Source organism: Streptococcus sp. k-628 (assembly GCF_013277475.1).
Classification (GTDB): Bacteria; Bacillota; Bacilli; order Lactobacillales; family Streptococcaceae; genus Streptococcus.
In genome coordinates this window covers 32,089-55,484 of the sequence record NZ_VMMZ01000008.1, presented here as the reverse complement: position 1 = coordinate 55,484, position 23,396 = coordinate 32,089, and the positions used below count along the sequence as shown (strand labels likewise).

The following is a 23,396-nucleotide window of genomic DNA, read 5'->3' as shown; positions in this document are numbered from 1 at the left end:
TATGGAATTTTCAAAGAAAACACGTGAATTATCAATCAAAAAAATGCAGGAACGTACCTTGGACCTCTTGATTATCGGTGGAGGAATCACCGGTGCTGGTGTAGCTTTGCAGGCGGCAGCTAGTGGTCTAGATACTGGTTTGATTGAAATGCAGGACTTCGCAGAAGGGACATCCAGCCGTTCAACAAAATTGGTTCACGGCGGTCTTCGTTACCTCAAACAATTCGACGTAGAAGTGGTATCAGATACAGTTTCTGAACGTGCTGTAGTTCAACAAATCGCACCACACATTCCAAAACCAGATCCAATGCTCTTGCCAGTTTACGATGAAGATGGAGCGACTTTTAGCCTCTTCCGTCTTAAAGTAGCTATGGACTTGTATGACCTTTTGGCAGGAGTTAACAACACACCAGCTGCTAACAAGGTTTTGAGTAAGGAAGAAGTCTTGGAACGCCAGCCAAACTTGAAGAAAGAAGGTTTGGTAGGAGGTGGGGTTTACCTTGACTTCCGTAACAACGATGCGCGTCTCGTGATCGAAAACATCAAACGTGCCAACCAAGATGGTGCCCTCATTGCCAACCACGTGAAGGCAGAAGGCTTCCTCTTTGACGAAAGTGGCAAGATTACTGGTGTTGTAGCCCGTGATTTGTTGACAGACCAAGTCTTTGAAATCAAAGCTCGTCTGGTTATCAATACGACAGGTCCTTGGAGCGACAAGGTACGTAATCTGTCTAATAAGGGAACGCAATTCTCACAAATGCGTCCAACTAAGGGAGTTCACCTAGTCGTGGATTCAAGCAAGATCAAGGTTTCACAGCCAGTTTACTTTGATACAGGTTTGGGTGACGGTCGTATGGTCTTTGTTCTCCCACGTGAAAGCAAGACTTACTTCGGTACAACAGATACAGACTACACAGGTGATTTGGAACATCCAAAAGTGACTCAGGAAGATGTAGATTACCTACTTGGCATTGTCAATAACCGCTTCCCAGAAGCTAACATTACCATTGATGATATTGAAAGCAGCTGGGCTGGTCTTCGCCCATTGATCGCAGGCAATAGCGCTTCTGACTACAATGGAGGAAATAATGGAACCATCAGTGATGAAAGCTTTAACAACTTGATTGCGACTGTTGAATCTTATCTCTCTAAAGAAAAAACGCGTGAAGACGTCGAGGCTGCTGTCAGCAAGCTTGAAAGCAGTACCTCTGAGAAACATTTGGACCCATCTGCAGTTTCACGTGGTTCGAGCTTGGACCGAGACGATAATGGTCTCTTGACCCTTGCTGGTGGTAAAATCACAGACTACCGTAAGATGGCTGAAGGAGCTATGGAGCGCGTGGTTGACATCCTCAAAGCAGAATTTGACCGCAGCTTTAAACTGATCAACTCGAAGACTTACCCTGTTTCAGGTGGGGAATTGAACCCAGCAAATGTAGATTCAGAAATCGAAGCCTTTGCGCAACTTGGAGTGTCACGTGGTTTGGATAGCAAGGAAGCTCACTACCTAGCAAATCTCTATGGTTCAAATGCACCGAAGGTCTTTGCCCTTGCTCACAGTTTGGAACAAGCGCCAGGACTCAGCTTGGCAGATACCTTGTCCCTTCACTATGCAATGCGCAATGAGTTGGCTCTGAGCCCAGTTGACTTCCTTCTTCGTCGTACCAACCATATGCTTTTTATGCGTGATAGCTTGGATAGCATCGTTGAGCCAGTTTTGGATGAAATGGGACGATTCTATGATTGGTCAGAAGAAGAAAAAGCAGGATACCGTGCGGATGTCGAAGCAGCTCTCGCTAACAACGATTTAGCAGAATTAAAAAATTAAGAAAAAATAAAAGAGGTGGAGGGTAGGACTCCTTGTCGCCCGCCCCTTCTTTTTAATGGAGACAGAAAGATGATGAATGAATTATTTGGAGAATTTTTAGGGACTTTAATCTTGATTCTTCTAGGAAATGGTGTTGTTGCTGGTGTGGTTCTTCCTAAAACCAAGAGCAACGGCTCAGGTTGGATTGTGATTACTATGGGTTGGGGGATTGCAGTTGCGGTTGCAGTCTTTGTATCTGGCAAGCTCAGTCCAGCTCATTTAAACCCAGCTGTGACAATTGGTGTAGCTTTAAAAGGTGACTTGCCTTGGGCTTCCGTTTTGCCTTATATCTTAGCCCAGTTCGCAGGGGCTATGCTCGGTCAGATTTTGGTTTGGTTGCAATTCAAGCCGCATTATGAGGCAGAAGAAAATGCAGGCAATATTTTGGCAACCTTCAGTACTGGGCCAGCCATCAAGGATACTGTATCAAACTTGATTAGTGAAATCCTAGGAACTTTTGTATTGGTATTAACAATCTTTGCTTTGGGACTTTATGACCTTCAAGCAGGAATCGGAACATTTGCGGTGGGGACTTTGATTGTCGGTATCGGTCTATCACTAGGTGGGACAACAGGTTATGCCTTGAACCCTGCACGTGACCTTGGACCTCGTATCATGCACAGTATCCTTCCAATTTCAAACAAGGGAGACGGAGATTGGTCTTACGCTTGGATTCCTGTTGTGGGACCTGTTATCGGTGCAGCCTTGGCAGTTCTTGTGTTTTCCCTTTTCTAGTTTAGAAAATAATTATGTTGATAAGAGCTTGAGATGAAAATCTCGGGTTCTTTTCTTTTAAAATATGCATAGAAAAACCGTATAATCCTTAAAATAAACTGAAATCTACTGAAAATCTACGGCAAACAATTGAAAAATTACCCTAGAAAGTGGTACAATAGTAGAAAAATACTATAGTAAGAGTCTATCTTATTTAGCAAAAATTACAGAAATGAATGGTTTTTCTTGATGAAACAGAGAAAAGAATTGTACCTCTTTCTTGGTCGGACAGCCTTGTATTTTCTTATCTTTCTAGGGCTGCTTTACTTCTTTAGCTATCTTGGTCAGGGTCAAGGAAGCTTTATCTATAATGAATTTTAACTTGAAGGAGAATCCCTATTGTGTCAAATAAACCAATAGCAGATATGATTGAAACCATTGAGCATTTTGCTCAGACACAGCCTAGCTATCCTGTCTATAATGTTTTGGGTCAGGAACACACTTATGGCGATTTAAAGGCTGATTCGGATAGTTTGGCTACAGCCATTGACCAACTAGGCTTGCCTGAGAAGTCTCCTGTGGTTGTTTTTGGTGGCCAAGAATATGAAATGTTGGCAACCTTTGTAGCGCTGACTAAGTCAGGTCATGCCTACATTCCAATTGATAGCCATTCGGCCTTGGAGCGAGTTTCATCTATTTTAGAAATAGCAGAGCCAAGTTTGATTATTGCCATCTCAGACTTCCCATTGGAGCAGGTTTCTACACCGATGATGACTCTAGCTCAGGTTCAAGAAGCCTTTGCTCAAGGGAATAACTATGAAATCACGCATCCAGTCAAGGGCGATGATAACTACTACATTATCTTTACTTCTGGTACGACTGGTAAGCCAAAGGGAGTGCAGATTTCCCATGATAACCTCCTCAGCTTTACCAATTGGATGATTACGGATAAGGAATTTGCGACGCCAAGTCGTCCGCAAATGCTGGCTCAGCCACCTTATTCTTTTGATCTGTCTGTCATGTACTGGGCACCGACCTTGGCACTGGGTGGTACGCTTTTCGCTCTTCCTTCAGCCATCACTCAGGACTTTAAGCAACTCTTTGCGACCATCTTTTCATTGCCAATCGCTATCTGGACCTCAACCCCTTCTTTTGCAGATATGGCCATGTTGTCAGAAGACTTTAATAGTGAGAAAATGCCTGGAATCACGCATTTCTACTTTGATGGCGAAGAATTGACGGTTAAAACGGCTCAAAAACTGCGCGAGCGTTTCCCAAATGCCCGTATTATCAATGCTTACGGCCCAACAGAAGCGACAGTAGCCCTGTCAGCAGTTGCTGTGACAGACGAGATGTTAGCGACTCTCAAACGCCTACCAATCGGCTATACCAAGGCTGATTCTCCAACCTTTATCATTGACGAGGACGGCAATAAATTGCCAAATGGTGAACAGGGAGAAATCATTGTTTCTGGGCCAGCTGTTTCAAAAGGCTATATGAACAATCCTGAAAAAACAGTGGAAGCCTTCTTTGAATTTGAAGGGTTACCAGCCTATCACACAGGCGATGTGGGAACCATGACAGATGAAGGCTTGCTTCTCTACGGCGGACGCATGGACTTCCAGATTAAGTTCAACGGTTACCGCATTGAGTTAGAAGATGTCTCTCAAAACCTCAACAAGTCTCGCTATATCGAGTCTGCTGTTGCAGTTCCGCGTTATAACAAGGACCACAAGGTGCAAAATCTATTGGCTTATGTCATCTTGAAAGACGGTGTCCGTGAACAGTTTGAGCGTGATATCGATATTACCAAGGCTATCAAGGAAGACTTGACAGATATTATGATGTCTTATATGATGCCGTCCAAATTCCTTTACCGAGACAGTTTGCCACTGACTCCAAATGGAAAGATTGACATCAAAGGATTGATTAACGAGGTGAATAAGAGATGATGGAGTTCTTTCAACAGCTTCCTCATTTAGAGCCATACGGCAATCCTCAGTATTTTCTCTATGTGATTGCTGCAAGTTTACCCATCTTTATCGGTCTCTTTTTCAAGAAACGCTTTGCCTGGTATGAAGTACTGGTTAGTCTCTTCTTTATCGTCACCATGTTGGTAGGTGGGAAGACCAATCAGTTGGCTGCCTTGGGTATTTACCTTTGCTGGGAAATATTGCTCCTGCTTTTCTACAAGCATTATCGAAAAAGCAAGGATGGCAAGTGGGTCTTCTACTTAGTTAGTTTTCTGTCCCTCCTTCCGATTATCTTTGTCAAGGTGCAACCAGCTATCAATGGAACGCAGTCTTTGCTTGGGTTTTTGGGAATTTCTTACCTGACCTTTCGTTCGGTTGGGATTATCATCGAGCTGAGAGATGGAGTGATTAAGGATTCTACCCTCTGGGAATTCCTCCGTTTCCTTCTCTTCATGCCAACTTTCTCGAGTGGTCCAATTGATCGCTTTAAACGTTTCAATGAAAATTATCAGACCATTCCTGAGCGAGATGAGTTGATGGATATGCTGGATGAATCTGTTCGCTATATCATGTGGGGCTTTTTGTACAAGTTTATCCTAGCTCATGTTTTAGGAGAAACTTTACTACCTCCTCTGAAGAATCTAGCTTTGCAGTCAGGTGGCTTCTTTAACCCCTATGCCGTGGCAGTTATGTATACCTTTGGTCTGGAACTTTTCTTTGACTTTGCAGGTTATTCTATGTTTGCCTTAGCCATTTCAAATTTGATGGGAATTCGTAGCCCTATCAACTTTAACAAACCTTTTTTATCAAGGGATTTAAAGGAATTTTGGAATCGCTGGCACATGAGCCTCTCTTTCTGGTTCCGTGACTTTGTCTTTATGCGAATGGTCATGGTGTTGACCAGAAAGAAGGTCTTTAAAAATCGTAATGTAACTTCAAGTGTGGCCTACATTGTAAATATGCTAATTATGGGATTTTGGCATGGAGTGACCTGGTACTACATTGCCTATGGACTCTTTCATGGATTAGGCTTGGTCATCAATGACGCTTGGATTCGCAAGAAAAAAACGCTCAATAAGGAACGGAAAAAAGCAGGGAAAGCTGCTCTACCTGAGAATCGCTGGATTCAGTTGCTTGGCATGGTTGTCACCTTCCATGTCGTCATGCTGTCATTCTTAATCTTTTCTGGATTCTTGAATGATTTATGGTTTAAAAAATAAAAGGAAATAAAATATGGATATCAAATCAGAAGTTATCGAAATTATTGATGAGTTGTTTATGGAAGATGTTTCTGACATGATGGATGAAGATCTTTTTGATGCAGGTGTCTTGGATAGTATGGGAACGGTTGAGTTGATTGTAGAGATTGAGAACCGTTTTGACATTCGTGTCCCTGTAACAGAGTTTGGTCGCAATGACTGGAATACAGCTAATAAAATCATAGCTGGTATTGTGGAGCTACAAAATGCTTAAACGCTTATGGATGATCTTCGGACCGGTCTTGATAGCTGGTTTGTTGGTTTTTCTGCTCATTTTCTTTTATCCTACTGAGATGCATCATAATCTAGGAGCTGAAAAGCGTTCAGCGGTGGCTACTACTATCGATAGTTTTAAGGAGCGAAGTCAAAAGGTCAGGGCGCTATCTGATCCAAATATGCGTTTTGTTCCTTTCTTTGGCTCCAGTGAATGGCTTCGTTTTGACGGTGCTCATCCTGCGGTATTAGCTGAGAAATACAATCGCTCCTACCGTCCTTATCTTTTAGGACAGAGGGGAGCTGCATCGCTTAACCAGTATTTTGGGATGCAACAGATGCTGCCACAGCTGGAGAATAAACAAGTTGTGTATGTTATCTCACCTCAGTGGTTCAGTAAAAATGGCTATGAGCCAGCAGCTTTTCAGCAGTATTTTAATGGAGACCAGTTGACCAGTTTTCTGGAACATCAATCTGGAGATCAGGCTAGTCAATATGCAGCGACTCGCTTGCTGCAGCAGTTTCCAAACGTAGCTATGAAGGATCTGGTTCAGAAGTTGGCAAGCAAAGAAGAATTATCGACGGCAGACAATGAAATGATTGAATTATTGGCTCGTTTTAATGAGCGCCAAGCTTCCTTTTTTGGTCAGTTTTCGGTTAGAGGCTATATCAACTACGAGAAGCATGTATCTAAGTATTTAAAGACCTTGCCAGATCAGTTTTCTTATCAAGCCATAGAAGATGTTGTCAAAGCAGATGCTGAAAAAAATACTTCCAATAATGATCTGGGAATGGAGAATGATTTCTATAATAAGCAGATCAAGAAGGATTTGAAGAAATTAAAGGATTCTCAGAAAAACTTTACCTACCTTAAATCACCGGAGTATAATGACCTGCAGTTGGTGTTAACCCAGTTTTCTAAATCTAAGGTAAACCCGATTTTTATCATTCCACCTGTTAATAAAAAATGGATGGATTATGCTGGTCTACGAGAGGATATGTACCAACAAACGGTGCAGAAGATTCGCTACCAGTTAGAGAGTCAAGGTTTTACCAATATAGCAGATTTTTCTAAGGATGGCGGGGAGTCTTTCTTTATGAAGGACACCATTCACCTTGGTTGGTTGGGTTGGTTGGCTTTTGACAAGGCTGTTGATCCTTTCCTATCCAATCCCACACCAGCTCCGACTTACCATCTGAATGAGCGCTTTTTCAGCAAAGACTGGGCGACTTATGATGGAGATGTCAAGGAATTTCAATAGATCATAATATAGAAGAGTTCAAGAATGAAGCTGATTTTTACGTTTTTTCTTGACTCTTTTTTTGCTTGTGATATAATTAACTGGTAAATAAAATTCTACAGAATAGTATTTTTCTCTTAAAAAAGAGAAGTTCAAAAGGAAAGGAGTCAGATATGAGACAGCTAGCGAAGGATATCGATGGCTTTTTGAATGAGGTGATTTTACAGGCGGAAAACCAACATGAAATCCTAATAGGTCACTGTACTAGTGAGGTGGCCCTGACCAATACTCAGGAGCACATTCTCATGCTCTTGTCGGAGGAATCTTTAACAAATTCAGAGTTAGCTCGTCGCCTCAATGTCAGTCAGGCGGCAGTTACCAAGGCCATTAAGTCTTTGGTCAAGGAAGGGATGTTGGAAACATCTAAAGATCCTAAGGATGCGCGTGTGATTTTTTATCAGTTGACTGACTTGGCTCGTCCAATCGCTGAGGAGCACCATCATCACCATGAGCATACACTTTTAACCTATGAACAAGTGGCGACTCAGTTTACTCCAAATGAACAAAAAGTGATCCAGCGGTTTTTGACTGCTTTAGTAGGAGAAATCAAATAATGAGATACATTACGGTAGAGGATTTATCCTTCTATTATGACAAAGAGCCCGTTCTTGAACATATCAATTATAGTGTTGATAGTGGGGAATTTGTTACCTTAACGGGGGAAAATGGGGCAGCTAAGACGACACTGATCAAGGCCAGTCTTGGAATTCTCCAACCACGCATTGGAAAGGTGACTATTTCAAAGACAAATACGCAGGGTAAGAAATTGAGAATAGCTTACCTTCCTCAACAGATTGCCAGTTTTAATGCTGGTTTTCCAAGTACGGTTTATGAATTTGTCAAGTCGGGTCGCTATCCGCGAAAAGGCTGGTTCCGTCGTTTGAATGCTCATGATGAGGAGCATATCAAGGCTAGTCTGGACTCAGTTGGTATGTGGGAACACCGAGACAAACGCTTGGGGTCTCTATCTGGAGGACAAAAGCAGCGAGCGGTGATTGCGCGTATGTTTGCTTCGGATCCAGATGTGTTTATCCTAGATGAGCCGACAACGGGAATGGATGCAGGAAGTAAAAATGAATTTTACGAACTTATGCACCACAGCGCCCATCATCATGGCAAGGCTGTTTTGATGATTACCCATGACCCTGAAGAAGTTAAGGACTATGCGGACCGCAATATTCATCTAGTCCGTAACCAAGACTCGCCATGGCGTTGTTTCAACGTTCATGAGAATGATCAGGAGGTGGGTCATGCTTAGTTTGTTATCTTATGACTTTATGCAGCGTGCCTTTCTGGCCGTTATTGCCATGAGTCTTTTCTCGCCAGTTCTTGGAACCTTCCTTATCTTGCGCCGTCAAAGTTTGATGAGCGATACCCTCAGTCACGTTTCCCTGTCAGGAGTAGCCTTTGGTTTGGTTCTGGGGATTTCTCCGACTATTTCCACTATTGCCATTGTCTTGATTGCGGCGGTCTTTCTGGAGTATCTCCGTACGGTTTACAAGAGCTTTATGGAAATCGGGACAGCTATCCTCATGTCAACAGGTCTGGCTGTTTCTCTGATTGTCATGAGCAAGGGTAAAAGCTCTAGTTCTATGAGTTTGGATCAGTACCTTTTTGGTTCAATCGTGACTATCAGTGAGGAGCAGGTCATTTCCCTCTTTGTCATTGCAGCGGTTGTTTTGATCTTGACCTTCCTCTTCCTTCGTCCAATGTATATCCTGACCTTTGATGAGGATACGGCCTTTGTGGATGGCTTGCCCGTTCGTACCATGTCCATTCTTTTTAACATGGTGACAGGGGTGGCCATTGCCCTTATGATTCCTGCTGCGGGAGCTCTTCTGGTATCGACCATTATGGTCTTGCCAGCTAGTATTGCCCTGCGTCTGGGGAAAAACTTTAAATCGGTTATGCTGCTTGCCAGTGCTATTGGATTTTTGGGAATGGTGGCAGGACTTTACATTTCCTACTATGCAGAAACACCTGCAAGTGCAAGTATTACTATTATTTTTGTAACTGTTTTCTTGCTAATCAGTTTAGTAAGACGTTTTATCAAATAGGAGACTAAGATGAAAAAAATTAGCTTATTACTAGCCAGTCTATGTGCCTTGTTTTTAGTGGCTTGTTCCCATCAAAAACAGGCAGATGGCAAACTAAATATCGTGACAACCTTTTACCCTGTCTATGAATTTACCAAGCAAGTCGCAGGAGATACTGCTAATGTAGAACTCCTCATCGGTGCTGGTACAGAACCCCATGAATATGAACCGTCTGCCAAGGCAGTTGCCAAAATCCAAGACGCAGATACCTTCGTTTATGAAAATGAAAACATGGAAACATGGGTACCTAAATTGCTAGATACCTTGGATAAGAAAAAGGTGAAAACCATCAAGGCGACAGGTGATATGTTGCTCTTGCCAGGTGGTGAGGAAGAAGAGGGAGACCATGACCATGGAGAAGAAGGCCATCACCATGAGTTTGACCCCCATGTTTGGTTATCACCAGTCCGTGCCATTAAACTTGTAGAGCACATCCGTGATAGCTTGTCAGCAGATTATCCTGATAAAAAAGAGACCTTTGAGAAGAATGCAGCTGCTTATATCGAAAAATTGCAAGCCTTGGATAAGGCTTATGTAGAAGGCTTGTCTCAAGCCAAACAAAAGAGCTTTGTTACTCAGCACGCAGCCTTTAACTACCTTGCCTTGGACTATGGACTCAAACAAGTCGCAATCTCAGGCCTCTCACCAGATGCCGAGCCATCAGCTGCTCGTTTGGCAGAATTGACAGAGTATGTCAAGAAAAATAAAATCGCCTATATCTACTTTGAGGAAAATGCTTCACAAGCCCTTGCTAATACACTTTCAAAAGAAGCAGGTGTCAAAACTGATGTCCTCAATCCTTTAGAAAGTCTGACAGAAGAGGACACCAAGGCGGGAGAAAATTATATCTCTATCATGGAGAAAAACCTCAAGGCTTTGAAACAAACAACAGACCAAGAAGGTCCAGCTATCGAACCTGAAAAGGCAGAGGATACTAAGACAGTTCAAAATGGTTACTTTGGGGATGCAGATGTCAAGGATCGTACCTTGAGTGACTATGCAGGTAACTGGCAATCAGTTTATCCTTTCCTTGAAGATGGTACGTTTGACCAAGTCTTTGACTACAAGGCTAAGTTGACTGGTAAGATGACTCAGGCTGAGTACAAGGCCTACTATACAAAAGGCTATCAGACAGATGTGACTAAGATTAACATTACTGATAATACTATGGAATTTGTTCAAGGTGGACAAAGTAAGAAATTCACCTACAAGTATGTTGGTAAGAAAATCTTAACTTACAAGAAAGGCAATCGTGGCGTGCGCTTCCTCTTTGAAGCCACAGATGCAGACGCTGGACAATTCAAGTATGTTCAGTTTAGTGACCACAATATCGCCCCAGTTAAGGCAGAACATTTCCATATCTTCTTTGGAGGCACAAGCCAAGAAGCCCTCTTTGAAGAAATGGATAACTGGCCAACCTACTACCCAGATAACCTATCTGGACAAGAAATCGCCCAAGAAATGTTGGCGCATTGATGAGAAATCGACTAGTTCATAGGAGCTAGTCGGTTTTTGGGTACTAGATGGCTAACTTCATTATAGATCTTTCAGAACTTTAAACAATAAATAAAACTCTTGAAATCTTAGCGCTTGTGTGTTAGAATAATTTTATCGGGTAAGGTTCATTAGAACACCAAATCCCTTAACTATTGCAGTAGTTAAGGGATTTTTTGGTATATTCTATAGTAATAGAAAAAGACCCTCTAAATTTTGTAGAGAGCCTTAAAAAATCAAAATAAAAAGATAACCCCAGGCACATAGGAATGCTCAACCTTTCAGTCTACCCCATTCTGGGACCCAGCGTTTATCCTTCACAAGTTATCTTATTGAGTTCATTATATCACACTTATGGAAAATGTAAAGAAATTTGTATAGTATTTTTAAATGAATTGATGAAAAATCAAATACCTTTCAGAACTAAGGAACTTTAAATAATAAATAAAACTCTTGAAATATCTGGGCTTATATGCTAGAATGTAGTTAGTGTATAAGGTTCATTAGAACACCAAAGCCCCTAACTACTGCCATAGTTAAGGGCTTTTTTGACGTATCTTAGCGATTTAACGGGTGTTGATAGGCTAGTCAGTCGGTCTACTTCTTACCATCTAGCCATTTGCAGACGAAATACAAGATAATTCCTGCTATAACATCCGCTATAATAGTAAGAGCAAGCTCAGGCATAAGGCTCATTAGTTTCACCTCCTCTCACGACCCCATAGGAACGTAATCGGTAACCGATGACCAAAATAGTATACCACACTAAATTTAGATCATCAAGGTCACTTAATGCTTGAACTATTGTAGATTATATGCTAGAATATAGTTAATTGATAAGGTTCATTAGAACACCAAAGCCCCTAACTAGTGCGATAGTTAAGGGCTTTTTTGACGTATCTTAGCGATTTAACGGGTGTTTATAGGCTAGTCACTCGGTTTACTCTTTACTATCTAGCCATCTGCAGACGAAATACAAGATAATTCCAGCTATAACATCCGCTATAATAGTAAGAGCGAGCTCTATGATAAGGCTCATTAGTTTCACCTCCTCTCACGAACCCATAGGAACGTAATCGGTAACCGATGACCAAAATAGTATACCACAATAAATTTAGATCATCAAGGTCACTTAATTCTTGAAATATAGGGTCTAGGCGACAAAGTCTTTAAAATCAGAAAAACGCATAATATCAGGTGTGCAAAAACTTGATACTATGCGTTTTATTGTGGGAAGGTTTACTCCATTTTCTCCTGAAATTGAGTTTTTGTCCAGCCTCTGTTTTTAGAATTGCTAAGAAAATAATGTCATGTGGTGAATATTTGTAAATCAGTCAGCAGACAGAACGAATACTCTTCGAAAATCTCTTCACATCAAGTCAGCTTCGCCTTGCCGTGTCCATGGGGGACTTGACTTTGTCAGCTCCATATACAACCTCAAAACAGTGTTTCGAGCTGACTTGATCAATTTTCAAATCTGTACTTTGAGCAACCTGAGACTAGCTTCCTATTTGATTTTCATTGACTATCAGAAACCCATTCTCCATCAAATAATTCTACTGCGTCTAATAATTTTTGATCTGGCAAGGTGTCAGAAATAAAGGTTGTGTATTTGGAGAGGGGATTAATTTTAAAAAATCCAGTCTTGTAAAATTTAGAACTATCAATCAGTAAGATGGTTTCATGGGCTTTGTCAATAATATTCTTTTTTGAAATAGCTTGGCTGAGAGAAGCTTCATAAACATATTGGTCATCAATACCTCTTGCTGAACAAAATGCTAAATCGATATTAAAGTGATCTAATAAAGAATTTTCTTTATCATAGTTGACCACGGAACAGGATTGATGTTTGACCTCGCCAGATGTGATAAAGATTTTGGAGCTATCTCTAACAGTCTCAGATAGGGTTTGTGCTGTATGTAGACCATTTGTAAAAATAATTAGATTATCTAGTTCGGCGAGATGAGGACAGAGTTCGTAGACAGTCGTACTGGAATCAAGATAAATACACATGCCTGACCGAATAAAGTCTTTAGCGAGACTAGCGATTAGTCTTTTTTGCCGCGTACTTTCTCCTTCACGTATTTGATGAGAAAGTTCAATTGTGTTCATAGAGGACAGGGTCACGTATCCGTGCTTTCTTTTGATAAGACCTTGATTTTCTAAGAAAATTAAATCACGACGTAAGGTACTTGTGCTGGAGAAAGTGATTTCTGCCAGCTCTTTTACGGCAATTCTTTTTTTCTTTTTGATAATTTCAATCAATTCAAGTACACGTTCATCTTTTATCATAAGCTCCTCCTAATTTATCATTTCAACTATATTATAGCACAAATTGGAGGAATTTGAATTATTTTTATGAATATTGGGTTAACATTTGAATATTATTCAAGTAAGCGTTCACATATTGAAAAAATAAAATATGGGGATTATAATAAAGTTAATCAAGGACGAAGAGAGAAGAAAAATGGAAGCGGTTTTAGCAATAGATTTAGGTGCGACTTCTGGAAGAGCAATCGTTGGTTACCTTTCTGAAAATAAACTAGTAATGGAAGAAATAAATCGCTTTTCTAATCTACCTATTAGAGTAAAAGGGCATTTATCTTGGGATGTTGACTTTCTACTAGCTAAAATTCTTGAAAGCATCCGCTTGGCTAATACTAGTTACAAGATTTTATCTATCGGTATTGACACATGGGGAGTTGATTTTGGACTGATTGATAATGAAGGTAAGCTGTTATCACAACCTGTTCATTATCGTGATGAAAGAACAAAGGGAGTGTTAAAGGAAATATCTGAAATTACTGAATTAGAAAAACTGTATTCAGAGACAGGAAATCAGATTATGGAGATAAATACCTTGTTTCAACTCTTTAAGGCACGTCAAGAATCTCCTGACTCTTTCTATAAGACCAATAAGATTCTTTTAATGCCAGATTTGTTTAATTATCTCTTGACAGGTAAGTTTGCTACAGAAAAAAGTATTGCTTCAACAACGCAACTCTTTGATCCGAGGAGTCAAAATTGGAATCAGAATATCTTAAAACTATTTGAATTGGATTCATCTTTACTTCCTGAAATTGTTTCAGAGGGAAATGTCCTTGGAAGGATAAAAGAGGAGTATGGTTTAGGAGATATTCCTGTTGTGAATGTTTGTAGCCATGATACAGCCAGTGCGATTGTCTCAGTTCCTAAGACAGAAGGTAGTTTATTTATTTCATCAGGTACTTGGTCTTTAGTTGGAGTGGAGCTTTCTTCACCTGTTCTTAGTACCGAATCCTTCAGTTATGGATTTACAAATGAAGTCGGTAAAGATGGAGTGATTACATTTCTGAAGAATTGTACAGGGTTGTGGATCATAGAGGAGCTAAGACGTTCATTTGAGCGAAGAGGAAAAGCCTATTCTTTTGACGATATTAAAACAATGGTAGAAAAAGAACCCGAAGTTCTTCCTTTAATTGATACTGAAGAATCTCAATTTGCTATTGAATCAGATATGTATACTACTTTGATAGAATATCTAGAGCATCGTTATGGTACCAGAAAATGGACAGATGGACAGTTATTCAAGATTGTCTATGAAAGCTTAGCAGAAACGTATAGGAAAACGATAGAGTTATTAGAAGAACTAACTCATAAGTCTTATAAAAGGATATATGTGATTGGAGGAGGTGCTAGAGCCAGTTACTTTAATCAAATGATTGCTGATAGAACTGGTAAAGAGGTTCTTACAGGTTCAACTGAGGCTACAGCTGTAGGGAATATTTGTATACAGCTATTAAGTCAAGGTAAAATAAACGAGGATACAGGGTTAAAGGATATTATGACAAATATTGCTGATACACAATATTATTATCCTCAGCTATCATAAACAAAAATAAAAAAACGGAGGTTTTGTCATGAACAAAAAAAGTCTTTTGAAATGCGCTGTTATCGGGTTAGTAGCTACCCTTGGTTTAGCAGCTTGTGGAACATCTAAGGATGCAAGCGGTGGAAGTTCTTCTGGTAAAGAAGTATTAGAATTTTATCATGGGTATCATCATAGTGAAGATGAATGGCCTGTAGCTAAGACTATGCGAGATTTATATGATAAATTTGCAGAAGAACATAAAGATAGTGGTGTAGAATTTAAACCAATTCCTATAAATGGTGATTTGAAGGATGTAATGAATAACAAGGTTGCTAGTGGTGAATTTCCAGATGTGATTGACCTAGCAGGTAATGCAGTATCATTAGCTGCAATTGAACAAAAACTTGTTTTAGATTTGAAACCATATATCGATTCAAATAAGCTTGAAAAAAATGTTGGTTTGAACTATAAACAAAACCAAAAAGATGGAAAAATTTATACAGTTCACGAACAGTTATTTACAATGGGTTTGTGGTATAACAAGGATATATTTGCAAAAGCAGGTGCTAAAACACCTGATCAGTGGAATACTTGGGAAGATTTTACACAAGCAATGGCTACTGTGAGAAAGCAAGATGGAGTGTATGCATTTGGTGCTGGAGAACCATCTATTCGCTTGTTTAATACAGTCTTAGGAACCACAGAAAATGGGCGTAAATTATTAGACAAACCATTAACAAAAGAAGGAATCGAATCTAAAGAATTTGCAGATGCTTTGAAAATGGTTATGAAAGAAATTCAAGCTAATGGTTCTAAGAATGCTGGTGGCGATGCTAATGCTTATTCTAAAGACTTCCAAGAAGGTAAATCTGCAGTCTTCTTTAATGGTGTGTGGGCTTCTGGTGAGATGTCTAAGAACCCAAGTCTTGCACCTGGAATCTATCCTGCAGGTGTAGCAATTAGTTCTTCTGGAGGTGGTATCACTATCTCAAGTAAGATGTCTGAAGCTAAACAAAAACTAGCTCTTGAGTTTTTGAAATATATGACTAGCGATGATGTACAAAAAGTAATTTTTGAAAAAGTAGGAGCAAATCCTTCTGATGAAAATGTAAATGTAAAAGAACTTTCAGAAAAGAGTTCAGAAGCTACTACTAAAATTTTAGGACAAGCAATCACTCAAGTTAAGAATGCAAAAGTAGTTGTTCCAACTGTAAGTGATGTTTGGGGTGGCGATGTACACACAGCTATTATCAATGCATTGACAGAAAGTGCTGCTGAAAATGTAGATGTTGATCAAAAAGTGAAATCTACTCAAGATGTGTTGAAATCATTGATTGGTTAATTGTTTTAGGGAGTGGAAACGAAGCTCAGTTGGCACTGCCAACTGAGCTTGATTTTACTCATATAGTTGAAAAAAGGAGTTTGTTTATGGCACAAAAAGTTATGAGCCTACAAAATAGGAAGAATCAAAAAAGACGATTTATCTTTTTATTTCTTTTGCCAACGTTGATTTGTTTCTTTCTATTTTATTTTTATTCTGTAGTAACAATCTTTTTAACTTCATTTGCTAAATGGGATTATACAAATTTAAACACCCCTGAGTTTCTTGGATTTGATAAATTATTTGAAAATTATAGGTATGTTTTTAAAGAATACCCATTTTTTACAGAAGCTCTAATTAATTCTGTTCGTTGGGCTGTAATTGGTGTTATTATTCAAGTTCCTTTAGCTTTATCTGTTGCAATTACATTATCTAAGAAATTAAAAGGATGGAAGATATCTAGAAATCTTTATATTGTGCCTAGTATCATTTCTAGTGCTGCTATGGGATTGATTTTTCTTCAAATCTATAATCCAAACTATGGCGTTGTTAACCAAATTATTCATCTATTTAATCCATCGTTTAAAGATTCAGTACTGTTGACTCCAGGATTAAATATAGCTGCTATGACTGGCGCTTATATTTTCTTTGCAGGAGCATCAACCATTATGATTCTAGGGCAAATTTTTGCTATTCCAGAAGAAGTTCAAGAAGCTGCTATTTTAGACAATATTACTGGTTGGAGGAAAGAGTGGTATATTACGATTCCGATGATTAAGGGGACAATTAAAACTGTTTCAATTATGGCAGCAACTTCAGGATTTTTGCTCTATAACGAAGTATTCTTTTTGACAAATGGTGCTGCAGGAACAAAAAGTATCAGTTTTGTTATTCGAGAATTAGCGGTGGCTAGCTCACGAACTCAGTATGCTCGTGCAAATACAATTGGAGTTATACAAATCTTAGGTGGAATGTTGATTATCGTTTGTATTAATATTTTATTCAGAGAAAGAAAAAGACTGAAAGGTGGGAAATGATTATGAATACACATATAAATGGTATTAGTAAAAAAGGCAAAGTTCTTATATATGGTTATATGCTCCTTACCATTTTAATTTCCATTTTCCCTATTGCGTGGATCTTTTTATCATCATTAAAAGCAGATCCTATGAAAAATCCAGGTATTAGTTTACCAACTGACTTTACTCTTGATGGTTATATAAATGTTTTTACAAAACTTCATGTTTTCACTTACTTTTGGAATAGCTTTAAAGTAGTGTCTATATCAGTTATTATTAGCATTGTTATGATTTCCATGTCTTCATATGTTATTGCTAGGATGGAATTTAGAGGGAAGAAGTTAGTGACTTCTATGCTGTATTCTACTCTATTTATTCCAGCAACAGCTATGACTTTTCCAGTTTATAGATTAGTAAATGCGTTGGGGATTTATAATACCCCAGTTGCTCTAATTCTAGTCTACTCTTGTAGTGGAATTGCTATGAGTTTCTTCATTATAAAGAACTATTTTGAAATTATTCCAAAAGAATTGGAGGAGGCGGCAGAGATTGATGGTGCGACATATGCTCAAACTTTTTGGAAAGTGATGTTGCCAATTGCTAGACCTGGAATTTTAACAGCAGCAGTACTCGCCTTTATTAATAACTGGAATGAATATTATTGGGCATCTATGTTGGTGATTGATAAAAATGAATTAACAGTACCAGCATTACTAGGTCAATTTACTACAAGTTTTAATACTAATTATAATGGTCTTTTTTCAGCGATTGTTGTAATCGTATTACCACCAATCATTCTATTTGCATTTACAAGTAAATACTTTATTGAAGCTTTAGGAGGAGGAGCAGTAAAAGGATGAAACATACACTTGAAACTATCAATAGTAGAACTCAGTGGTTTAGAGAAGCAAGATTTGGGATGTTCATTCATTGGGGTTTATATTCTATTCCAGGAAAAGGGGAATGGATTCGTAGTCATCAGAAATTATCTATTGAAGATTATGAACCATATTTTCGAGCTTTTGATCCTAAGGAATATAACCCTAGAGAATGGGCTAAACAAGCAAAAGCTGCAGGGATGAAGTATATGGTTTTAACAGCTAAACATCATGATGGATTTTGTTTGTTTGATTCAAAATTTACAGATTATAAATCAACAAATACACCTGCAGGTAGAGATTTAGTTAAAGAATTTGTAGATGCCGTTCGAGCTGAAGGTTTAAAAGTAGGGTTATATTTTAGTTTGATTGACTGGTATCATCCTGATTTTCCTAAATATGCTGATCTAAATCATCCAATGAGAGGAAATGAAGCCTATCGAGATGAGAAAATTAACTTTGACCGTTATTTGGAGTATTTGCACAATCAAGTTAAAGAAATTGTAACTGGTTATGGTCAGATTGACATATTATGGTTTGATTATTCTTATGAAGACATGGTAGGTGAAAAATGGGGAGCTTCAAAATTAATAGACATGGTTCGTCATTATCAGCCAAACGTTATCGTAGATAATAGATTAGAAACATCAGGTGAAGGATTCGGAAGTATTGTTACAGATGAAATTACCTCTTATGCTGGAGATTTTGTTAGTCCAGAGCAAATTGTTCCTCACGAAGGTATTCGAAACTTTAAAGGTGAGCCTGTTCCTTGGGAACTTTGTCTAACTATGAATAACAATTGGGCTTATAATTCTACTGATTATCTATATAAGTCTAGTCAAACTTTGATAAGAAAGTTAGTTGAATGTGTTAGTAAAAACGGGAATATGATTCTTAATGTAGGCCCAGATGCTTTGGGAAGAATTAATGATCCAAGTAAGAAAATATTAGATGATTTTCATCAATGGATGTCTCGAAATGGTGAGGCAATTTATGGATGTAGTGGAGATGAAAATTTACCAAAACCAGATTGGGGATACTATACTCGTAACGGAAATACGGTTTATGCTCATGTATTTGAACAACCTATAGGTCCGTTAGCTCTTCTTGGTATTAGTAAAGAAAACGTAAAAAGAATGAGCTTTCTTCATGATGGAAGTGAGGTGAAAATTTCAGAAAGCTGGACGACCAATGCCTATAAAGGAATTTGTTTTGCACAGTTTGGAGAAGTTCCTCATTTTACCTATCCATTACCAGACTTGATTGATAGCGTAATAAAAATTGAGTTGAGAGAGTAGTTTATATGAAAATTGAAAATAAAAATGTAAGACGTAATTTCTTTTGGGTAGATGGTCGATTTTATACTACTGATATCGTAAACAAACGGGCAGGAGTAATGATAAAAAATGTTTCGAAAGAGGAATTTACCATTACATTGGAGAATGGTATAAAACTTTCTTCAAATCATTTTTCAGCAATCGTTAGGGAAGAGGGAGATAAGCGGATTGAGGTTTCTTTTGTTTATCCTTCCATTCGTTTACGTTTAATCTTTGAATCGAGGGATGATGTTCTTTCGAAACAATTAGTTTTAGAATCTTCTACTGAAGTTATTAAATCTGTAGAGGTAGAGAGTTTTGAGTTTGAAACAGAAGACCATATTTTCTATCCTAAAAGACAAGATTGTATTAAGGAAATGGCAAATTTTTCCGGTTATTATGTAGAATTGGGACAACCTGTTTATGCTAATTCTTTATTCTTAGGAATGGAATTTCCCATGTCTGAAAACAAGGTAGATTGTAGACATTATGTATCAAGGTATTACTTAGGAACGGTTATTAATCAAGAGAAAATTTTGTGGCCTTGTATTGTTGGGGGAGCAGGTTCCTATAAAAAAGAAGAGATTCAAGAGGCATTTTTTGAATATGTGGAAGGAATAGCTCAACCTAGTTATTTCCGTAAACAGTATAATTCCTGGTATGACCATATGACCGACATTACAGAAGCAGGTATTCTAAAAAGTTTTTCTGAGATTAGAGATGGATTTGAAAATCATGGAGTCCATTTAGATGCTTATGTTGTTGATGATGGTTGGACAAACTATCAATCAGTTTGGGAATTCAATCATAAATTCCCAAATGGTTTGAGAAATATTAAACATCTTGTAAATGGATTTGGTTCAAGCCTAGGATTATGGATTGGTCCCAGAGGTGGTTATAATGGGACGGAAATCATTATGAGTGATTGGTTGGAAGCACATCCAGAGTTAAGGATTGGCTCTAAAAATTATACTTCAAATGATGTAAACGTCGCTGATTTTAACTATCTCAATCAAATGAAGAAAAAGATGTTGGAATATCAAAAAGAATTCGATATCAGCTATTGGAAAATTGATGGCTGGTTACTTCAACCTGACAAACCTGATAAGAGTGGGTCGCATGGTATGTATACCATGACAGCGGTTTATGAGTTCTTAATTCAACTGTTGATAGATCTAAGAAAGGAGCGAGGAGGAAAAGATTGTTGGTTAAACTTGACTTCTTATGTAAATCCTAGTCCATGGTTTTTACAGTGGGTCAATAGTTTATGGATTCAAATATCTCAAGATGTAGGGTTTACAGAGAATGCAGGTAATGATATCAATCGTATGATTACTTACCGAGATATTCAGTATCAAGAATTTTTGGAAAAACGTGAGATACAGTTACCTATGTGGTCGCTTTATAATCATGAACCAATCTATGCTGTCAGTGCAAATACCTGGTACATGGATCATCAAATGTTTGCATCAATACCAGATTTTGAAGCTTATCTATTATTTATTTCAACAAGAGGGAACGCTTTTTGGGAGTTTCACTATTCTTTTGATATGTTTGATGAAGAACGCTGGAAAGCCAATGCTCGTGCCGTCAAATGGATAGAGGAGAATTATCAAACACTAAAATATAGTAAAAAAATAGGAGGAAGTCCTGAAAAATTTGAAATTTATGGTTATAAGTGTCACAATCAGAAGACTTCTACTGAAATTCTCTCTCTGAGAAATCCTGCTCAGATTAAACAAAAAATAAAAATAGAGAATCTTTCGATAGAGAATTTTACCAGAGTAATTGGAGATTTTACTATTCAAGAAGATGAGATAGAATTGGCACCGTACTCTATCGTGATACTGAAGAAGTAAAGAAAAAATTGTGAGGTAGAGATGACGATTTATATTAATAAGGACGAGACCGTTTTTCATTTGGAAATGAAAGATAGTAGTTATATTTTTAGAATTTTAGAAAATGGGGAACTTCAACATCTATATTTTGGGAAAAGGATTCATGTCAAGGAAAATTATAACCAATTGATGGCCTATGAAAAAAGAGGATTTGAAGTATCTTTTTCTGAAGAATTTGAGGATATTCAACAGTCTATGATACAAAATGAATATTCTTCATACGGGAAAGGAGATTTTCGGCATCCAGCCTTTCAAGTTCAAGGAATGAATGGTAGTAGGATAACGACACTAAAATATCAAGGTTTTGAACTTGAAAAAGGGAAAAATCGTCTTAACTATCTACCTTCAACATTTGATGATATTGGTCAGTGTGCGGAAACATTAACGATTATTTTAACAGATTCCATATTAGATTTAACTGTTAGACTAAATTACACAATTTTTCCGGAATACAATGTCTTAGTTAGAAATACGGAATTTTTAAATAATAGCAATAATAAGTTGACTCTTTTGAAAGCAATGAGCTTACAGCTAGATCTACCTGATAGTCAATATGACTTTATTCAATTTTCTGGAGCATGGCTGAGGGAACGTCAGTTATATAGAACTTCGCTTAGACCAGGTATTCAAGCAATAGATAGCTTGAGATACTCATCAAGTCCTCAGCAAAATCCTTTCTTTATGCTATCAAGGAGGGAAACTACCGAGCATAGTGGTGAGGTTTATGGTTTTAACTTTATCTATTCTGGAAATTTTCAAAATATGATTGAAGTTGACCATTTTGACACAGCTAGAGTAACGGTAGGAATAAATCCAGTAGAATTTCGTTTTTTATTAAATCCTGCCGAAAGTTTTGTGACACCAGAAGCAATTGTGACCTATTCTGATCAAGGGATGAATCAGATGAGCCAACAACTATCAGATTTTTATCGACATCATTTAGTTAATCCTAATTTTTCTCAAGCTAGTCGTCCTATAATACTCAATAGTTGGGAAACATTTTATTTTGACTTGAGTACAGAAAAAATTTTAGATTTAGCAAAGGCTGCTAAAGATTTAGGGATAGAATTATTTGTACTGGATGATGGTTGGTTTGGTCATAGGAAAGATGACAAAAGTTCTCTGGGTGACTGGGTAACAGATAGAAGTCGCCTTCCTGAAGGTATTGGATTTCTTGCAGATGCAATTCACAAAATAGGTTTACAATTCGGTTTGTGGTTTGAGCCTGAAATGATTTCTATTGATAGTGATTTGTACAAGAATCATGCCGATTGGACTATCCATTTGTTAGACAGAGAGAAGTCAGTAGGAAGAAATCAATATGTGTTGGATTTGACGAGACAGGAAGTTGTTGATTACCTTTTTGATTCTATTTCTAAAATCATAATCGAAACAAATCTGGATTATATCAAATGGGATATGAATCGTCATATAACAGATATTTATAGTATTGAACTTGATTCTGAACAGCAGATGGAATTTGGTCATCGATATATCTTAGGTCTTTATCAGTTATTAGATCGTTTAATAACTAAGTTCCCTTCAGTTCTATTTGAATCTTGTTCTTCAGGTGGTGGACGTTTTGATTTAGGACTTATGTATTATGCACCGCAAGCGTGGACGAGTGATGATACGGACCCGATAGAACGGTTGAAAATTCAGCATGGAACTTCTTATGGATATTCTCCATCAATGATGACAGCCCATGTTTCTATTTCTCCAAATGAACAAAGTGGAAGACAAACGAGTTTGGACACTAGGACAAATGTAGCTTATTTTAGTTATTTCGGTTATGAATTAGATGTTACGAGATTGTCGGTAGAAGAAAAAGAACAAGTGAGAGAACAAATTCAGTTTTATAAAAAATATCGTTCATTGTTTCAATATGGGGATTTTTATAGGATAAACAGTCCTTTTAGTTGTGATTCTGCTAGTTGGCAAGTTGTTTCAAAGAATAAATGCCAGTCGATTTTACTGTATGCTCAATTGAATAGTAAGTTGAACCCAGGTTATACAAGAGTTTATTTTAGTGGTTTAGATAAAGATAAATGCTATTCCGTCTCTGGATTTGATGAGTTCTTTTATGGAGATGAATTAATGAATGCTGGAATAAAAGTCAGTTTAAGTAATTTAGCACTATGTGTTCCAGAATATCTTACAAAATTATTTGTTATTGAGGAAGTTGTATGTAAATAAT

The 23,396-nt window shown here is 38.0% G+C and carries 19 protein-coding genes; 18 read left to right on the top strand and 1 reads right to left on the bottom strand.

Features of this window, described 5'->3' with window-relative positions; genetic code table 11:
- The first annotated feature begins 1 nt into the window (after position 1).
- The 11 genes from glpO (at position 2) to adcA (ending at position 10,899) form a co-directional block, all read left to right on the top strand.
- Positions 2-1,828, top strand: a complete 1,827-nt coding sequence (gene glpO, locus HT730_RS01070) for a type 1 glycerol-3-phosphate oxidase (RefSeq protein ID WP_173306547.1) — start codon at positions 2-4, stop codon at positions 1,826-1,828.
- Positions 1,829-1,897: 69 nt separating this feature from the next.
- On the top strand, positions 1,898-2,602 hold the full coding sequence (locus HT730_RS01065) for an MIP/aquaporin family protein (RefSeq protein ID WP_173306546.1): 705 nt from the start codon (positions 1,898-1,900) through the stop codon (positions 2,600-2,602).
- 228 nt (positions 2,603-2,830) lie between these two features.
- Positions 2,831-2,962, top strand: a complete 132-nt coding sequence (locus HT730_RS01060; protein WP_000813667.1) for a teichoic acid D-Ala incorporation-associated protein DltX — start codon at positions 2,831-2,833, stop codon at positions 2,960-2,962.
- Between the two features lie 20 nt (positions 2,963-2,982).
- Positions 2,983-4,533, top strand: coding sequence for a D-alanine--poly(phosphoribitol) ligase subunit DltA (gene dltA / locus HT730_RS01055; protein WP_173306545.1), 1,551 nt, complete (start codon positions 2,983-2,985; stop codon positions 4,531-4,533).
- Positions 4,530-5,774 carry a D-alanyl-lipoteichoic acid biosynthesis protein DltB gene (dltB, locus tag HT730_RS01050; RefSeq protein ID WP_173306544.1) on the top strand — a complete coding sequence of 415 codons (1,245 nt, stop codon included), beginning with the start codon at positions 4,530-4,532 and terminating at the stop codon, positions 5,772-5,774. Before dltA ends, dltB begins: the two co-directional genes overlap by 4 nt.
- Before the next feature lie 13 nt (positions 5,775-5,787).
- Positions 5,788-6,027, top strand: a complete 240-nt coding sequence (gene dltC, locus HT730_RS01045) for a D-alanine--poly(phosphoribitol) ligase subunit DltC (RefSeq protein ID WP_173306543.1) — start codon at positions 5,788-5,790, stop codon at positions 6,025-6,027.
- Entirely contained in the window at positions 6,020-7,288 is a 1,269-nt protein-coding gene (dltD, locus tag HT730_RS01040; protein ID WP_173306542.1) for a D-alanyl-lipoteichoic acid biosynthesis protein DltD, read from the top strand. The genes dltC and dltD overlap by 8 nt, the downstream gene beginning before the upstream one ends.
- Positions 7,289-7,440: 152 nt before the next feature.
- Complete coding sequence (gene adcR / locus HT730_RS01035; protein ID WP_001249314.1) at positions 7,441-7,881, top strand: zinc-dependent transcriptional regulator AdcR; 441 nt, start codon at positions 7,441-7,443, stop codon at positions 7,879-7,881.
- Positions 7,881-8,585, top strand: a complete 705-nt coding sequence (locus HT730_RS01030; protein ID WP_001269496.1) for a metal ABC transporter ATP-binding protein — start codon at positions 7,881-7,883, stop codon at positions 8,583-8,585. The genes adcR and HT730_RS01030 overlap by 1 nt, the downstream gene beginning before the upstream one ends.
- Positions 8,578-9,384, top strand: a complete 807-nt coding sequence (locus HT730_RS01025; RefSeq protein ID WP_000950030.1) for a metal ABC transporter permease — start codon at positions 8,578-8,580, stop codon at positions 9,382-9,384. The genes HT730_RS01030 and HT730_RS01025 overlap by 8 nt, the downstream gene beginning before the upstream one ends.
- 9 nt (positions 9,385-9,393) lie before the next feature.
- The gene (adcA, locus tag HT730_RS01020) at positions 9,394-10,899 is read left to right on the top strand and encodes a zinc ABC transporter substrate-binding lipoprotein AdcA (protein WP_173306541.1); all 1,506 of its coding nucleotides are present in this window, start codon (positions 9,394-9,396) and stop codon (positions 10,897-10,899) included.
- A gap of 1,536 nt (positions 10,900-12,435) precedes the next feature.
- On the opposite strand, the gene HT730_RS01015 is transcribed toward adcA, so the two are convergent.
- Positions 12,436-13,209 (bottom strand): DeoR/GlpR family DNA-binding transcription regulator, encoded by a 774-nt coding sequence (locus HT730_RS01015; RefSeq protein ID WP_173306540.1) that lies wholly within the window; start codon positions 13,207-13,209, stop codon positions 12,436-12,438.
- Between the two features lie 175 nt (positions 13,210-13,384).
- On the opposite strand from HT730_RS01015, the gene HT730_RS01010 reads away from it, so the two are divergent.
- The 7 genes from HT730_RS01010 (at position 13,385) to HT730_RS00980 (ending at position 23,395) form a co-directional block, all read left to right on the top strand.
- On the top strand, positions 13,385-14,788 hold the full coding sequence (locus tag HT730_RS01010; protein ID WP_173306539.1) for a rhamnulokinase family protein: 1,404 nt from the start codon (positions 13,385-13,387) through the stop codon (positions 14,786-14,788).
- 28 nt (positions 14,789-14,816) lie between these two features.
- Positions 14,817-16,109: an ABC transporter substrate-binding protein gene (locus HT730_RS01005; RefSeq protein WP_050220529.1), complete on the top strand. Its 1,293-nt coding sequence runs from the start codon at positions 14,817-14,819 to the stop codon at positions 16,107-16,109.
- 86 nt (positions 16,110-16,195) lie between these two features.
- The gene (locus tag HT730_RS01000; protein ID WP_078140508.1) at positions 16,196-17,125 is read left to right on the top strand and encodes a sugar ABC transporter permease; all 930 of its coding nucleotides are present in this window, start codon (positions 16,196-16,198) and stop codon (positions 17,123-17,125) included.
- Positions 17,126-17,127: 2 nt separating this feature from the next.
- On the top strand, positions 17,128-17,967 hold the full coding sequence (locus HT730_RS00995) for a carbohydrate ABC transporter permease (protein WP_049522255.1): 840 nt from the start codon (positions 17,128-17,130) through the stop codon (positions 17,965-17,967).
- Positions 17,964-19,283 carry an alpha-L-fucosidase gene (locus tag HT730_RS00990; RefSeq protein WP_173306538.1) on the top strand — a complete coding sequence of 440 codons (1,320 nt, stop codon included), beginning with the start codon at positions 17,964-17,966 and terminating at the stop codon, positions 19,281-19,283. The genes HT730_RS00995 and HT730_RS00990 overlap by 4 nt, the downstream gene beginning before the upstream one ends.
- A 5-nt stretch (positions 19,284-19,288) precedes the next feature.
- The gene (locus tag HT730_RS00985) at positions 19,289-21,160 is read left to right on the top strand and encodes an alpha-N-acetylgalactosaminidase (RefSeq protein WP_173306537.1); all 1,872 of its coding nucleotides are present in this window, start codon (positions 19,289-19,291) and stop codon (positions 21,158-21,160) included.
- 21 nt (positions 21,161-21,181) lie between these two features.
- Positions 21,182-23,395 carry an alpha-galactosidase gene (locus tag HT730_RS00980; protein ID WP_173306536.1) on the top strand — a complete coding sequence of 738 codons (2,214 nt, stop codon included), beginning with the start codon at positions 21,182-21,184 and terminating at the stop codon, positions 23,393-23,395.
- Position 23,396: the final 1 nt, after the last annotated feature.

Coding starts and splice junctions, on each gene's coding strand:
- glpO (WP_173306547.1), top strand. CDS start 2: ATGGAATTTTCAAAGAAAACACGTGAATTATCAATCAAAAAAATGCAG.
- HT730_RS01065 (WP_173306546.1), top strand. CDS start 1,898: ATGATGAATGAATTATTTGGAGAATTTTTAGGGACTTTAATCTTGATT.
- HT730_RS01060 (WP_000813667.1), top strand. CDS start 2,831: ATGAAACAGAGAAAAGAATTGTACCTCTTTCTTGGTCGGACAGCCTTG.
- dltB (WP_173306544.1), top strand. CDS start 4,530: ATGATGGAGTTCTTTCAACAGCTTCCTCATTTAGAGCCATACGGCAAT.
- dltC (WP_173306543.1), top strand. CDS start 5,788: ATGGATATCAAATCAGAAGTTATCGAAATTATTGATGAGTTGTTTATG.
- dltD (WP_173306542.1), top strand. CDS start 6,020: ATGCTTAAACGCTTATGGATGATCTTCGGACCGGTCTTGATAGCTGGT.
- adcR (WP_001249314.1), top strand. CDS start 7,441: ATGAGACAGCTAGCGAAGGATATCGATGGCTTTTTGAATGAGGTGATT.
- HT730_RS01030 (WP_001269496.1), top strand. CDS start 7,881: ATGAGATACATTACGGTAGAGGATTTATCCTTCTATTATGACAAAGAG.
- HT730_RS01025 (WP_000950030.1), top strand. CDS start 8,578: ATGCTTAGTTTGTTATCTTATGACTTTATGCAGCGTGCCTTTCTGGCC.
- adcA (WP_173306541.1), top strand. CDS start 9,394: ATGAAAAAAATTAGCTTATTACTAGCCAGTCTATGTGCCTTGTTTTTA.
- HT730_RS01015 (WP_173306540.1), bottom strand. CDS start 13,209: ATGATAAAAGATGAACGTGTACTTGAATTGATTGAAATTATCAAAAAG.
- HT730_RS01010 (WP_173306539.1), top strand. CDS start 13,385: ATGGAAGCGGTTTTAGCAATAGATTTAGGTGCGACTTCTGGAAGAGCA.
- HT730_RS01005 (WP_050220529.1), top strand. CDS start 14,817: ATGAACAAAAAAAGTCTTTTGAAATGCGCTGTTATCGGGTTAGTAGCT.
- HT730_RS01000 (WP_078140508.1), top strand. CDS start 16,196: ATGGCACAAAAAGTTATGAGCCTACAAAATAGGAAGAATCAAAAAAGA.
- HT730_RS00995 (WP_049522255.1), top strand. CDS start 17,128: ATGAATACACATATAAATGGTATTAGTAAAAAAGGCAAAGTTCTTATA.
- HT730_RS00990 (WP_173306538.1), top strand. CDS start 17,964: ATGAAACATACACTTGAAACTATCAATAGTAGAACTCAGTGGTTTAGA.
- HT730_RS00985 (WP_173306537.1), top strand. CDS start 19,289: ATGAAAATTGAAAATAAAAATGTAAGACGTAATTTCTTTTGGGTAGAT.
- HT730_RS00980 (WP_173306536.1), top strand. CDS start 21,182: ATGACGATTTATATTAATAAGGACGAGACCGTTTTTCATTTGGAAATG.